This is a genomic window from Kitasatospora sp. NPDC051170, assembly GCF_044455705.1.
In the GTDB taxonomy this organism is placed as follows: Bacteria; Actinomycetota; Actinomycetes; order Streptomycetales; family Streptomycetaceae; genus Kitasatospora.
In genome coordinates, this window is sequence record NZ_JBITFA010000015.1 from 161,174 (window position 1) to 174,330 (window position 13,157).

Here is a 13,157-nt window from a genome sequence, read left to right on the forward strand (position 1 = left end):
GACACCGCCATGGGCAGCACCCAGGACGTCACCGATGTCATCGTCTACGGCGCGGGCGGCCAGGTCGGCCGGGCCGTCGTCGCCGAGGCCCGCCGACGCGGTCTCACCGTCACCGCCGCCGTCCGCGACCCCGCCCGCCACGCCGAACTCGCCGGCCCCGGCGTCCGGCTGGTCGCCTGCGACGTCACCGACGCGGACGCCGTCGCCGCCACCGGGCAGGGGCACCGCGCCGCCGTCAGCTCCGTCTACACCCCGGACACGCCGTCCACCGACTTCTACGGCGCCGCCACCACCGCCCTCGTCACGGGCCTCGGCCAGGCCCGCGTACAACGGCTCGTCAGCGTCGGCGTCGCCACCACCCTCGAAACCGCACCCGGCGTCGCCGTCCACGACGACCCCGCCTTCCCCGCCGAGTACCGCGCCTTCTCCCTCGGCCACGCCACCGCCCTCGACCTGCTCCGCACCTCCCCCGCCGACCTCGACTGGGTCGTCGTCACCCCGCCCATGGACCTCGACCGCACCGCCCCCGCCACCGGCCACTACCGCACCGGCGGCCCCCAGGTCCTCGGCACCCGCATCGCCCAGGCCGACCTCGCCATCGCCGTCGTCGACGAACTCACCACCCCCGCCCACCACCGCGAGCAGATCGCCGTCGCCGACTGAACACGTGGACGAACCGGCAGGCGGCCACCGATCCTGGCGCCATGACCACCGACCTCGGCGCCCGAACCGCCCTCCTCCTCCTGCGCCACGCCTTCGAGACCATCCGCCTCCACCGCGTCCACCTCGACGTGTACGAGTGCAACGAACGCGCCATCCGCTCCTACGAGAAGGCCGGCTTCATCCTCGAAGGCCGCGCCCGCCAATCCCACCACTGGGACGGGCGGTACTGGGACACCCTGACCATGGCGGCCCTACGGGAGGAATGGCTCGCCACTCACTGACGCGGCGGGGCAGGCGGCCGGACGGGCGGAGGAGGAGTCGGGGCGTAGGGGTGGGAGTGGGGATACGAAGGCAGCGCCGCCTCCGCCTCCGCGCGGCGCTTCCGCCGCCCCGAACGGACCACGAGCACGACCACCAGCGCCACCAGCCCGACCACCGCCAGACACCCGGCCGCGACGATCGCCACGGCGATCACGTCGCCGGTGTCGTCGGCGCTGTGATCGGGCGGAGCCTGGTCGGGAACCGCGGTCGAAGGCTCCTCCGGTGCTCCCTGCGACTCCGGCCGCCCCAGCAGGGGGTTGTCCCGTGTGCCGTCGTCGACGGCAGGATTCGCCTCCAGCGCCTTCGCGGGAGACACCACCCCGTAGCCGTACCGATCACTCGGCACCTTCGACCCGTCCGCCGGCTTGGTAGCGGTGGTGATCATCCGATTGATCACCTGCCCGGCGGACAGGTTCGGGTACTTCGAGCGAATCAGTGCTGCGGTCGCGGAGACGTACGCGGTGGAGTCGGACGTACCGTCCCCGATCGCATAAGCCGTCGTCGACTTCGCGGAGGCATGGTAGATCTCCACCCCTGGCGCGACGAGCGTGGTCTCAGGGCCCGTGTTGGAGCGCTTCCAGACGCCACCTGCGGAATCGACCGCCCCCACGGCCATGACGCCGGGGAAGGCAGCGGGATAACCGACCGTGGTGAGTCCCTCGTTGGCCGTTCCGGCCACCAGGACCACGTCCTTCGACACCGCGTAGGCCACAGCCGCACGCACCTCGGGGTCGAGCCGGTACGCGCCAGTGACGGACATGTTGACGACCGTGGCACCGTGATCCACCGCGAATCGAATCGCATGGGGCAGATCACCCTGGGCGTCGAGGCTGTCGAGCCCCGTCCTGATCTTCACCGGCAGGATCTTCGCCTTCGGCGCCAGACCCATCGTTCCTGCCTGCGCGCCGTGCCCATGCCCTGCGATCAGGCTTGCCATCCCGGTGCCATGACCATCGGTGTCCGATCGGCCGTCTGACTGACCACCGGAGAAGTCGCCCCCGGGGAGAACCTGCCCTGTCAGGTCCTGGTGATCCTGGCTGACCCCGGTGTCTATGACGGCAACGACCACACCTTCGCCCTGGCTGACCGGCCAGACCTTCGTTTCGGCCTCGAAGGCCTTCAGGGCCCATTGGTGGTCCCGGATCTCGTCGGCCGACGCGACCGGTCCCGCCAGGACCCAGAGCAGGGCCCCCGCGGCCAGGACCGCGGTGCCTCGTGCCAACCGGCGGCGCGTCAAACCTCGTTCACCCCAATCGACAAGGCATCCCGCAGATCACCGAACCGATCTGCGGGATGCAATCAGATCAACCGTCCGTCAGCAGACGGCTCATTCCACCACGTTCGGATTGACCGGCTGGTCCGACGCCCAGGTCTCCTCGTCCTCGACGAGGTAGTCCGGCCGCTTGCCGTCCCTTCCCCGGCCCTTCCTCCGGCCGTGCCCCTCACCCATCGGGACACCGTGAGGCATGGGACCGGTGGCACCGACACCCGATTCGCCTCGGAACCGGCCCCGAGCCCCCAGACCCGAACCGCCTTCGGTGAAGGCCCGCTTGGCCCCTTCACCGATCCCGGGCCGAACCACCCCTCCGACGACACCACCCGGCCGGCCCACCGGGCCGCTCATGCCCTTGCCGACAGCACCGCGTCCCCCGACCACAGCTCGACCGTCGCGTGGACCCACGCCTTCCAGCGGCGGCGGCCCGCCGCCCAACAGGTCCTTCCCGCCCGGCCCGGCAGACTTGGCCTGACCGCCGAACGGACCGACGGGATTCGCCGCTTGATTGGTGTTCAGCACCGTGGTTTGGGCCCCTGCGGTAGCAGGAGCGGGAACACTCCCACTTTGCGTCGGCAGAGGAGTGCCGGAGATCTCGACGGCTGGTCCCTTACCCATCGTGGAGGGCTTCGACGGGATCTGCGCGGTACCCCCCTTGATACCCGAGTCGGTCGTGGCAGTCGGCGCCGTCTTCACGGACGGCGCCGACTTCGAACGCCGAGGCTCGAAGCCGTTCGTGGACCGGGCAGGCGCTCCCGCTCCCGCCGAAACCCCTGCGACTGCTGCGGCCGCTGCCGCCGCGCCGGTGGGGTCGTTCTGCGGCCCTACGTCCCGGGAGTCCTCGATGACATTCGTGAACGGCGGCGGGGTCTTCAGGCCCGGGGTCGCGATCCGGTAGTGCATCGCGAGTGTCTGCATCACCTGGGCGGCCTCCGCCTTCTTCCGGGCGGTGATGCCTACGTGCTCGTCCTCGCCGTCGCCTGTCACGAAGTCGACGAAGTCGCTTGCCGTGTCCTTCGTCTTGTCCCAGATGCCCGGCTCCTCGGGCATGTCGCGCTTGGCCTTCGCCATGGCCTCGGACATGTTGTGCAGCGTGTTGCCGGCGTCCTGGGCGTAGGCGGCTGCGAGGTTGAGGCGGTTCGACAGGTCGAGCATCCGCTTGTGGAATGCCTCGCTGGTGGGGCCTTCCCAGGTGCCGACGGCTTCGCTGCTGTATTTGGCGAGGCGTTGGCGGATGTCTTTGAGGGTTTCGGCCGCCTTGTGCCAGGGGTCGCCGGCCGCCATGACCGCGCCGGGGTTGAGCGCCTTGGCCATCTTGCGCAGTTCGGCGTGGCTGAACTGGTTGAAGTTGGTGTAGCCCATGACGGCGTTCGCCTCCGCTCGGGTCAGTCGGGGTTCTTGTTGCCCCACTGGGGCAGGTGGAGGCCGTCCTGGTACGCGTCCTCGCTGGCCTTCGAGGGGGTGGCCGCGGACCAGCCGTCGCCGGCGAGTTTGAGTTTCTTCGCGGCGTGGTGTTCGTGGTCCTCGTAGGTGCTGGCGGTGAGTTCGGCCTTGTGCTGGGCCTCGTCGACGGCCTTCTGGAGCTGGTTGAGGATGTCCCGCAGCGCGTTGCGCATGGACTCGTAGCGGCCTTGGAGTTCGGTGGCTTCCACGAAGGTGCCGAAGGCGTCCTTGCCGAGGCCGGTGTGTACGTGGGTGGCGGTGCCGTTGGCGTGTTTGTCGAAGGTGCGGAGCATGGTCCGCACCTGGCCCGCGAAGGTGCGGAGTTGTTCGACCTCGACGCGGTACCCCTGGCCGGCTCCGCCGGTCGAGCCGGTTCCCGATGACACTGCGGCGCCTCCCCCGTGCGTCCGTTCGCGTGTGTCATGTCTAACACACCGTCGGTCAATCCGGCCTGGCGCACGGTCAGTTCGAGGGCGTCCGGGTTCGCAGGGCGTCGGCGAGGGCGCGGCGGCAGAGGGAGTCGGCGTGGCGGGTGGTTTCGGGGAGGCGGTAGCGGGTGGCGAGTTCGAGGGTGGTGCGGACGGCGGTGTCGAGGCCGATGCGGTGGCCGACGGAGACGTAGACGGGTTTGACGCCGGGCCTGGTGCGGACGGCGCGGCCGACCTCCTCGCCGGTGGCGGGGTCGGTGAGGGGGCTCCAGGCGCCGCGTTCGGGGCCGGGGTCGGTGTGGTGGAAGGTGAACGGGGTCTTGGCGACGCCGAGGGTGCGCAGTCCGGTGTGGACGCCGAGGTGGCTGGCGAGGCCGAGGCGGCGGGGGTGGGCGAGGCCGTAGCCGTCGCAGACGACGGTGTCGGGGGTCTGCTTCAGTGCGGCCAACGCGTCGAGGACGGCGGGGAGTTCACGGAAGGCGAGCAGTCCGGGGACGTACGGGAAGGCGATCCGCCCGACGGCGGTGGCCTGTTCGACCACGTCGAGGGTGTTCCGGTCGAGGAGGACGGCCGCGGCGGCGACGAGGTCGTGCTCGTCGTCGTAGGCGACGTCCACGCCGGCGATGAGCCGCCCGGGGAGTTCCGCGTCGTCGTGGGCCCGGACGAGCGGCCGCAGCCGTTCCTGTTCGGCGAGCGCCTGGGTCTCGGTGGTGGGCCAGCCGGCGGGGATGGGCACGGGACGGTTCCCCCAAGTTCGATTCGGAGTGGACGGTGTGGACGGACGCGGTCCCGCTCACCGTACCGAGAGGCCGGAGGGCCGGACGACCCCGCGATGAGCCCGTGCGCCCCCCGTGCTCCCGGGGCCCGGGCCTTAGCCTGGACTGACCGAAGACGCACCTCCCGCCCGTTCCCCCGACGTGCGAAGGACCCCCCGCCATGCCGCGTCCGTCCGTTCCCCAGTTCTTCCTCGGCTCGTTCACCGTCGTCGCCGCCACGGTGGCGCTGCTGGCCGTCTCGGGCGCCTCCGGCGTCCTGGAGGTCGCGGTGCTGGTGGCGTTCGCACTGGCGCTCGGCACCCTGGTGACGGTGCTGTCGTCGCGTGCGACCGATCCTTCCCGTCCTGCGGCCGCCGGACGCGAGTACGCCCGGCAGCGCTGAGCACCACCGGGCGTTGCGGAGGGGCCGTCAGACCTCGGTGGTGACCACCACGGTCTTCGCCGCCTTGTCGTGGATGCACTGCCCGTAGGGCTTGTCGAAGACGCCCCACAGGCCGTCGACGAGCCACCAGAGCGCGGCGCAGCAGAGCACGGCGGGCAGGATGAAGACGGCGGCGCGGGTCCAGGCGGCGGACTGGGTGGGCGGGGTGCCGTCGATGAGCATGGCGACGCGGATCTTCATCGCCTTCTTGCCGAGGGTCTGGCCGTCCCGGCTGAGCATCAGGGCCTCGTACACGAGGTAGAGGAGGGCGCCGACCCAGAAGGCGCCCGCGGAACCGTTGCGCTCGCTGAGGTCGGCGAAGGGCGCGACGATGATCGCGCCGATGGCCTGCATGAGCAGGTAGTCGATCAGGCGGGCGAGGATGCGCCGGGGCCAGGTGCCGAGCGGCGGCATCCCGGGGACGGGGCCGGCGCCGGGCGTGCCGTGGCCGGACGGCTGGTCGTGCGGGTTCTGGCCGTACGGATTCTCGCCGTAGGGGCTCTGGCCGTACGGATTCTCGCCGTGCTGGTTCCCGTACGGGTCGCCGCCGTAGCTGCCGCCGTACGCGCCGGGGCCCGGCTGCGGGGGCTGCTTGTCGAAGGAGGGCTTGTCGCCCCCCTCCGGCTCGGGGCCTGAGGGGTCGTGGGTGCTCATCCCCCGAGTAGAACATCACACATTCGCACGCTTCGGGATATTCAGTCCGTTTTGCCTGCCGGGGCGGGAATGGCGCAGCCTCAGCCGCGCACCACCCTGGTCCGGGCCGCCCGGTCCTGCCAGCCGCGCCGGGCCGGACGGTCGAACAGCGGCCAGATCAGCCCGAGCAGCAGGACGAGGCCGAACTGCCGGACGACCCATCGCAGCAGCGAGCGGCCGAAGCCCAGCCGGGAACGCCCGCCGGAGGCGGCGGCCGCGGCGTCGACGACCCGGACCCGGGCGAGCCGCTTGCCGAAGGTCTGGCCGGTACGGGCGGTCGGCAGCACCTCGTAGAGCAGGCCGACGAAGAGGAGGACGCCGACCAGCACGCCGGCCTTGCCCAGTACGACGCCGTCCACCAGCCAGACCTGGACCTGGCGGTGGGTGAGGACGCTGGCCATCTTCGCCTGGTCGAACTTCTGCTGGAGGTGGTCGGAGACCGAGTGCCCGAGCGGGACCCCGGCGGCGGCCGCGGCGGCCAGCATCACCGCGGTGTCGACGATCCGCGCGGCCAGCCGTCTCCCGAGTCCGGCCGGTACGGCGGCGGGCCGGCGGCGCCCGGCGGGTTTGCGCGCCCTCGGAACGGCCGCCTCCCGCCGTACGACAGGAGCAGGGGCGGGAGCGGGTACGGGAGCGGGCACGGCAACGGGCACCGGAACCGGCGGTGGCGACGCCTTCCGCACCACCACCGCCGCGGCCGGGGCGACGGCCGCGGCCACCTCGACGGCAACAGGAGCGCGCACCTCCTCCGCACGCCCCTCCTTCACCTCGGGTGCCTCCGGAAGCGCCCCCCAGGAGACCCAGCGCGGCGCACCGCCCGTCTCCAGCAGCCCGTGCTGGGCACGGGGATCGGCCTGCCAGCCGGAGGCCTCGGGCCCGACCGCCCCGACCGCCCCGACCGCCCCGGCCGTCCCGACCGCCCCAGCCACCTCAACCGCATCAACCGCATCAACCGCATCAACCGCATCAACCGCCCCGACCGCATCAACCACCTCGACCGCCCGGAACACCGGCCCCCCGGCCGGTTCGGCCTCCGCCTCGGTGCCCGCGACCACCGGCTCCCCCGTCACCTGCGGCCCGAGGACGAAGGACGCCCCGCCCGTCGTCTGGTCGAGGTAGACCGGTCCGGTGTCCCCCGCCGCGTTCCGCCCGGGGCCGACCACCGGCGGCGGCACCACCCTGCCCCCGGTGGCGAGCCCGCCGGGGGCGGGCGGGCGCCGGGTGGCGAAGCGGGGCGGTTCCAGCACCTCGCCCTCCGCGGGGGCGAGGCGGCTGGTGCCGGGCACCCAGGCCGAGCCGCCCCAGTACCGGACGAAGCCGGGGATGGACGGGTCCGGGTAGTAGCCCGGCTCGGGTGCGACGGCCGGGTCGCCGGCGTCGGCGATGGGGCGGTCCGTCATGGGGGTCTTCTCTCCTGGGGCCTGGACGCTCGGAAGCCTGGGAACCGAAAAACCTGCGCGGAAAGCGGAAAACCTGCGCGAAGCCGCGCGCCCGGCGCACGCCTCTCGGCGCGCGTGCGGGGGCCTTGCCGATGGGCGGACAGTCGCCGGGCAGTCACAAAGGGTAGTACCTCACCGCAGCGGCGAGGGGAAATCGGCGAATCCCCGGACACCCGGAGCCCGCCCGGGGTATGGGCGGCCGGGTCACGCCCGGCGCGCGGCCCCATCCCGCGCGCCGCACGCCCTCCCGTTCACCACCCCTCACGGAACTTCCCGAAGAAATTCGGGAAACGCGTGTAAGAGCCGGCGCGCACGGCCCTCTCAAAGGTCACAAGGCCAAAGGTCCCAAGGCAGCGCAGCAGAGAGAGGAAGACGGTCATGGAGCGTCCCGTCAGCGTCGTCGAGCACGAGCTGGAGCTGAACCTCGTGCTCTCCCCGGAGCACAGCGTCCCCGTCCCGGCCCGGCTGTCGTACGGCAGCCACGACCCGTACGCGGTCTACATCACCTTCCACCTGGACAGCGGCAACCCGGTGACCTGGGTGTTCGCCCGCGAGCTGCTGGTCGAGGGCACCTTCCGCCCGTGCGGCCAGGGGGACGTGCGGATCTGGCCGACCCGCTCGGGCCGGCGCAGCGTGCTCTGCATGGCGCTCAGCTCCCCGGCCGGGGACGCGCTGCTGGAGGCGCCGCTGCCGGCCGTCGCGGCCTGGCTGGAGAAGGCGCACCGGCTCGTCCCGCCGGGCAGTGAGATGGCCACCCTCGACATGGACGGCTCGCTCGCCGAGCTGCTCGCCTAGGCCGTGCGCCGCAGCGTGCACTGGCACGTGCTCACGCACCACGCCCACGCCCAACCCCAAGCCGCCCCGAAGGACGACCAGAGCAGCAGCAACAGCAGCGAGACGACGAAGCCGAAGAAGACAAAGCCGAAGACGAAGCCGAAGAGGAAGCCGAACGGCGCCCCCGCCGGCTCAGCGGGCCGCGGGGGCCTGCTGACGACCGCGGGCGGCGTCCGGGCCGGCGCCGTCGCGCCGCTGTCCGGGCAGCCGGACGAGCGGGGCCCCGGCGGAGCGGCGCCGGGCCCTTATCCGGACGGCGGCGGCGAGCAGGAAGCAGAGCCCGACCCACGGATACACCGAGGTCGGCAGCTGGCGCAGCGCTGACATGTGGAGGACGGCGGGCCCGAGCGGCTTCGCCAGCCACATGGCGAAGGACAGGAACGCCAGCAGCGTGGCCCAGAACACGGCCCGCCAGCGCACCCGGCGCACGCCGTCGGGGCGCGCCCGCTCGACGGACGCCTCGGAGGCGAGCAGGACGAGCACCGGCACGCACCAGATCCAGTGGTGGGTCCAGCTGATCGGGGAGATCAGCACGGCGGTGACGGCCGCGCAGCAGACGCCCCACGCCTCGGAGCGGGGCAGCCAGCGGCCGCTGCGGTAGGCCCAGGCGGCGACGGCGAGGCCGGCCAGCGCGACCAGAGCGGCCCCGAGGGTGGCGGCGAGGCCGGGCTCGGTGGTGTGCAGCAGGCGGGCGAAGGCGCCGCGCAGCGACTGGTTGTCGACGATCTCGGTCTTGCCGACCCGGGAGGAGTCGTACAGGTACTTGGTCCAGAAGCCCCAGGTGGCGTCGGGCAGGAAGAGCGCGCCGATCAGGAAGGTGCCGAGGAAGGTCAGCCCGGCGGTGAAGGCGGCCCGGACGCGGCCCGTGACCAGCAGGTAGACGGCGAACAGCCCGGGGGTGAGCTTGAGGCCGGCGGCGATGCCGATCGCCACGCCCTTGCTGCGGCGGCCGTCGGGGCGGGTGAGGTCCCAGAGGATCAGGCAGGCGAGGGCGAGGTTGATCTGGCCGTAGCGGAGCGTGGTGAAGACGGGCTCCAGCCAGACGCCGAAGCCGGTGACCAGGACCACGCCGATCGCCCGCAGTTCGCGGCGCGGCCAGCCGACGAGCTTGAAGGACAGGTGGGCGAGCACGGCGAGCAGCGCGATGTTGCCCAGAGTGATCACCACGCGCAGGATCGGCACCGGGAGCCAGGTGGTGGGGACGAACATCATGGCCGCGAACGGGGGGTAGGTCGCGGGCAGGTTCCACTCGGTGACGCGCAGTGCGTACAGGTCGGTGCCGTTGGCGACGGCGGCGCCCTCCGCCCGGTAGACGATCATGTCGACCATCGAGGTGTGCACGAAGTGGCGGACCACCGCGTACGCGACCAGGGACAGCAGCGCCAAGGCCGAGGCGACCATCAGCGGACGGCGCGGGGCCTCGCGCAGCGCGCGCGCCGGGGCGCCGAGCGCGAAACGGAGCCGGTCGGACAGTGAGGCGGGTGAGGGTTCGGGGACGGTCCGTACCGCTCTGCGCTCGTCTTGCACCGCTGTCACCGCTGTCTCCGTCCACCGCTCGGCCAACCAGCGACGATACCGGATGCCGACGGGACAGGCCCTGGGTCGATCGACTACGGACAGTGACGAGCGGGCCCCGGTCGCCCGTGCTCGGCTGCGGACGGAGCACGGACGGCCGGGGCCGCACCGGGGGCCGGACGGGCTCGGCCTGCGCAGGGCACCGAGGGAATCCGACCGGCCCGACCGACGCTAGCCACCGCCGGGCGGCGAGGGCAGGGGCCTGAGCCAGGGGTAGAACTCCCTTAGGCCCCTCTTAAGGAACGGCCCCTCTCAAGAACAGCCGCTCTCCAGGAACGGCCACCCCTCACCGCTGGAAGAGCGCCCCCCGGCTGCGCCGCCGCCCGGCCCGGGCCTCGCCCTCGGACGGCCGCGTACGCATCCGCAGCCGCACCTCGGCGCCGCCGAGCACCGCGGAGCGCCCGAGCGCGAGGTCCCCGCCGGTGGACTCGGCGAGCTTGCGGACGATGTCCAGGCCGAGCCCGGTGGAACCCTCCCCGCCGTCGCCCTCGCCGCGTCTGAGGGCGGTGGCCGGGTCGGCGAAGCCCGGTCCGGCGTCGCCGACCAGCACGATCACGGAGGAGCCGGCGACCAGCACGTCCACCGAGAAGGCGGTGCCGACGGCCGTGTGCCGGAAGACGTTGCCGAGCAGCGCGTCCACGACGGCGGCCAGGTCGCCGCGCTGGACGGGTACGGGCGCGGGCTGCTCGGCGCCGGCCAGCTGCCAGGGGCGGCCCTCGTCCTCGGCGAGGGCGGACCAGAAACCGACCCGCTCGCGGATCACCTCGGCGGCGTCGCAGCCGACGGGGACGGCGGGCTGGGCGTCCTCGGGGTCACGGCGGGCGGCGCGGATGATCTGGTCGACCTCGCGCTCCAGCTGGGCGACGGCGTGCCGGGTGGCGTCGGCGGCGTCCCCGTCCCCGAGCGAGGCGGCGTTGAGGCGCAGCACGGTGAGCGGGGTGCGCAGCCGGTGCGACAGGTCGGCGGCCAGTTCGCGCTCGGCGGCGAGGAGTTGGACGACCCGGTCGGCCATGGCGTTGAACGCCTGGGCGGCCTCGCGCAGTTCCTCGGGGCTGTCGGCGGCCTGCTTGCCCTCCAGCGGGACGCGCACGGTGAGGTTGCCGGTGCCCAGTGACCGTGCGGCGGTGGCGAGCCGGCGGGCGGAGGCGACGATCCGGGAGCCCATCCGGTCGGCGACCAGCACCGAGATGGCGACGAGCCCGAGCGCGACCCCGCTGAGCACCAGCCAGGCGGTGGCGACGCCCCGGGTGAGGTCGCTCTCGGCCACGAAGACCTCGACGACCGCCGTACGGCCGGTGTCGACGGCGACGGGCTGGAGCAGCGCGTAGCCGCCGGGCACGGCGACGGTGAAGGCTCGGCCCTGCGAGCGGGCGGTGCCGACGGCCTCGGAGGCCGCGCGGACCGTCCCGATGGTCGGGCCCCCGGGCCCGCCGCCGACGGCGGGCCCCAGCGGGACGCCCCCGGGCGCCGCCCCCGACGCCCCGGTCCCCGACCCCCCGGTCCCCGACCCCCCGGTCCCCGACGCCCCGGCCCCGGAGCCGCCCCCCGCGGGCGCCCCCGGCATCCCGGCCGTCCCCGCCGCCCCGGCCATCCCCGGCAGCACCGCCGCCCCGGTCGGCGCCGGCAGGTGCACCGCCATCCGCCCCTGCCCGCCCGCGTCCGTGCTGGCCAGCGCCCGGTTGATGGCGTCCTGGTCGGTGGTGATGGCCAGCGCGGGCCCGAGCGCGGCGGCCTGCCGCTCGGCGGCGGTGAAGGCACGGTCGCGAGCGGTCTGCTGGACCATCAGGCCGAGCGGGATCAGGAAGGCCAGCGCCACCATGGTCGTCCCGGCGACCGCGGCCTTGACGAGGGCCCAGCGCAGCGAGTGTCCGAACCTCCTCATGTCCGGTGCTCCGCGAGCCCCCCGGCGGCTTCCAGCCGGACCCCGACGCCCCGGACGGTGTGCAGGTAGCGGGGGCTGGAGGCGGTCTCGCCGAGTTTGCGGCGCAGCCAGGACAGGTGGACGTCGATGGTCTGGTCGCCGCCGTACGTCTGCTGCCACACCTCGGCGAGGATCTCCTTGCGCGGCACGACCACCCCGGGCCGGCGCGCGAGGAAGGCGAGCAGGTCGAACTCACGGCGGGTCAGGTCCAGCGCGGTGCCGTCCAGGACGGCCTCGCGGCGCTGGAGGTCGATGGCGAGGCCGCCCACCCGCAGCACCTGGGTGGCGGGGGCCGCGCCGCCGCCCAGGCGGCGCAGCACGGCGGTCATCCGGGCACTCAGATGCTCTCCGGAGAAAGGTTTCACCAGGTAGTCGTCGGCGCCGTCGTTGAGCAGCCGGACGATCTCGGCCTCGTCGTCGCGCGCGGTACAGATGATCACCGGCACGTTGGTCAGCCCCCGGATCATCTTGAGTGCCTCGCTGCCGTCGAGATCCGGCAGGCCCAGGTCGAGGATCACCAGGTCGCAGCCGACCTGGGCCACCTCCCGCAGCGCCTCCAGCGCGGTGCCCACGCTGCGGACGGCGTGGCCGGTGTCGGTGAGGTGGCGGATGAGGGCGGAGCGTACGAAGGGGTCGTCCTCGACCACGAGCACTGTTGCCATGGCCCTGCACGGTACGCCATCGGCGGGCAGTGGTCTGTACCTCGGGTCGTAGCTCGGGCCAGGACCGGCCAAGGTTCAACTCTCCAGGGTCACAACGGGGCTGGCTCAATTCGAAGCTGCCGGTCGGTACCGGCCCGCGGATGCGGCAGGATGTGCGAACGATGCGGAACGGACTGGTACAACTCGGCGCCTGGGTGGCGGCCACCGGAGCGGCGGTGCTGCTGTCCTGGCTCGGGGTGCACGCGGTGCTGAACGGCGCGGCGTTCGAGCGGCCCACCGCCCTGCCGCTGCCCTCCCCGAAGCTCGCCGGCGCCCCGCAGTCCGCCGTGCCCACCGCGACACCGGCCCCCACCCCGACGCCCGCGCAGACCGAGACCCCGGCGTCGGCCCCGGCCACCGCCGCGGCGACCCGCGCCCCGGCTCAGGCCACCGCGCCGCCCACCCGTCGGCCGACGACGCCCGCGCCCACCGCGACGTCCACTGTGCAGAGCGTGCCCGTCCCCGGGGGCCGGGTCGCGCTGGACCTGCGCCCGGACAAGGCCTCGCTGGTCTCCGCCGTCCCGGACCCGGGCTGGCAGATGAAGGTGTGGAACGGCGACATGTGGCTGCGGGTGGACTTCGTCAAGGACGAGCAGGCCAACTCGGTGTTCGTCGCCTGGAACGGCCACGCCCCGATCGTGGAGACCGCGGTCCGCTGACGGCCCGCAG

The 13,157-nt window shown here is 73.2% G+C and carries 14 protein-coding genes; 5 read left to right on the forward strand and 9 right to left on the reverse strand.

Annotation, left to right across the window (positions count from 1 at the left end; translation table 11 throughout):
• Positions 1-9: 9 nt before the first annotated feature.
• Together ACIBCA_RS28510 and ACIBCA_RS28515 are read left to right on the forward strand one after the other, a co-directional pair.
• The gene (locus tag ACIBCA_RS28510; RefSeq protein ID WP_396285874.1) at positions 10-663 is read left to right on the forward strand and encodes an NAD(P)-dependent oxidoreductase; all 654 of its coding nucleotides are present in this window, start codon (positions 10-12) and stop codon (positions 661-663) included.
• A gap of 41 nt (positions 664-704) precedes the next feature.
• Entirely contained in the window at positions 705-944 is a 240-nt protein-coding gene (locus ACIBCA_RS28515) for a GNAT family N-acetyltransferase (RefSeq protein ID WP_396285875.1), read from the forward strand.
• Here ACIBCA_RS28515 and mycP read toward each other — a convergent pair.
• From mycP to ACIBCA_RS28535, 4 genes are all read right to left on the reverse strand, one after another.
• The gene (mycP, locus tag ACIBCA_RS28520) at positions 938-2,206 is read right to left on the reverse strand and encodes a type VII secretion-associated serine protease mycosin (RefSeq protein WP_396285876.1); all 1,269 of its coding nucleotides are present in this window, start codon (positions 2,204-2,206) and stop codon (positions 938-940) included. The genes ACIBCA_RS28515 and mycP overlap by 7 nt on opposite strands.
• Before the next feature lie 105 nt (positions 2,207-2,311).
• The gene (locus ACIBCA_RS28525; RefSeq protein ID WP_396285877.1) at positions 2,312-3,619 is read right to left on the reverse strand and encodes a WXG100 family type VII secretion target; all 1,308 of its coding nucleotides are present in this window, start codon (positions 3,617-3,619) and stop codon (positions 2,312-2,314) included.
• A gap of 23 nt (positions 3,620-3,642) precedes the next feature.
• Entirely contained in the window at positions 3,643-4,086 is a 444-nt protein-coding gene (locus ACIBCA_RS28530; RefSeq protein ID WP_396285878.1) for a hypothetical protein, read from the reverse strand.
• Between the two features lie 76 nt (positions 4,087-4,162).
• Complete coding sequence (locus tag ACIBCA_RS28535; RefSeq protein WP_396285879.1) at positions 4,163-4,864, reverse strand: endonuclease V; 702 nt, start codon at positions 4,862-4,864, stop codon at positions 4,163-4,165.
• A gap of 200 nt (positions 4,865-5,064) precedes the next feature.
• Here ACIBCA_RS28535 and ACIBCA_RS28540 point away from each other — a divergent pair, with 200 nt between their 5' ends.
• Entirely contained in the window at positions 5,065-5,286 is a 222-nt protein-coding gene (locus ACIBCA_RS28540; protein ID WP_396285880.1) for a hypothetical protein, read from the forward strand.
• Between the two features lie 27 nt (positions 5,287-5,313).
• Here ACIBCA_RS28540 and ACIBCA_RS28545 read toward each other — a convergent pair whose 3' ends face one another.
• Together ACIBCA_RS28545 and ACIBCA_RS28550 are read right to left on the reverse strand one after the other, a co-directional pair.
• Positions 5,314-5,979 (reverse strand): RDD family protein, encoded by a 666-nt coding sequence (locus ACIBCA_RS28545; protein ID WP_396285881.1) that lies wholly within the window; start codon positions 5,977-5,979, stop codon positions 5,314-5,316.
• An 80-nt stretch (positions 5,980-6,059) separates the two neighbouring features.
• Positions 6,060-7,418 (reverse strand): RDD family protein, encoded by a 1,359-nt coding sequence (locus ACIBCA_RS28550; protein WP_396285882.1) that lies wholly within the window; start codon positions 7,416-7,418, stop codon positions 6,060-6,062.
• Between the two features lie 417 nt (positions 7,419-7,835).
• Between ACIBCA_RS28550 and ACIBCA_RS28555 the strand changes: the two genes are divergently transcribed.
• Positions 7,836-8,252: an SsgA family sporulation/cell division regulator gene (locus ACIBCA_RS28555; RefSeq protein ID WP_396285883.1), complete on the forward strand. Its 417-nt coding sequence runs from the start codon at positions 7,836-7,838 to the stop codon at positions 8,250-8,252.
• A gap of 171 nt (positions 8,253-8,423) precedes the next feature.
• On the opposite strand, the gene ACIBCA_RS28560 is transcribed toward ACIBCA_RS28555, so the two are convergent.
• The 3 genes from ACIBCA_RS28560 to ACIBCA_RS28570 all read right to left on the reverse strand — a co-directional run bounded on the left by ACIBCA_RS28560 (position 8,424) and on the right by ACIBCA_RS28570 (position 12,449).
• The gene (locus ACIBCA_RS28560) at positions 8,424-9,827 is read right to left on the reverse strand and encodes a glycosyltransferase 87 family protein (RefSeq protein ID WP_396285884.1); all 1,404 of its coding nucleotides are present in this window, start codon (positions 9,825-9,827) and stop codon (positions 8,424-8,426) included.
• Between the two features lie 325 nt (positions 9,828-10,152).
• Complete coding sequence (locus tag ACIBCA_RS28565; RefSeq protein WP_396285885.1) at positions 10,153-11,748, reverse strand: sensor histidine kinase; 1,596 nt, start codon at positions 11,746-11,748, stop codon at positions 10,153-10,155.
• The gene (locus tag ACIBCA_RS28570) at positions 11,745-12,449 is read right to left on the reverse strand and encodes a response regulator transcription factor (RefSeq protein WP_396285886.1); all 705 of its coding nucleotides are present in this window, start codon (positions 12,447-12,449) and stop codon (positions 11,745-11,747) included. The genes ACIBCA_RS28565 and ACIBCA_RS28570 overlap by 4 nt, the downstream gene beginning before the upstream one ends.
• 161 nt (positions 12,450-12,610) lie before the next feature.
• Here ACIBCA_RS28570 and ACIBCA_RS28575 point away from each other — a divergent pair, with 161 nt between their 5' ends.
• Positions 12,611-13,147 (forward strand): hypothetical protein, encoded by a 537-nt coding sequence (locus ACIBCA_RS28575; RefSeq protein ID WP_396285887.1) that lies wholly within the window; start codon positions 12,611-12,613, stop codon positions 13,145-13,147.
• Positions 13,148-13,157: the final 10 nt, after the last annotated feature.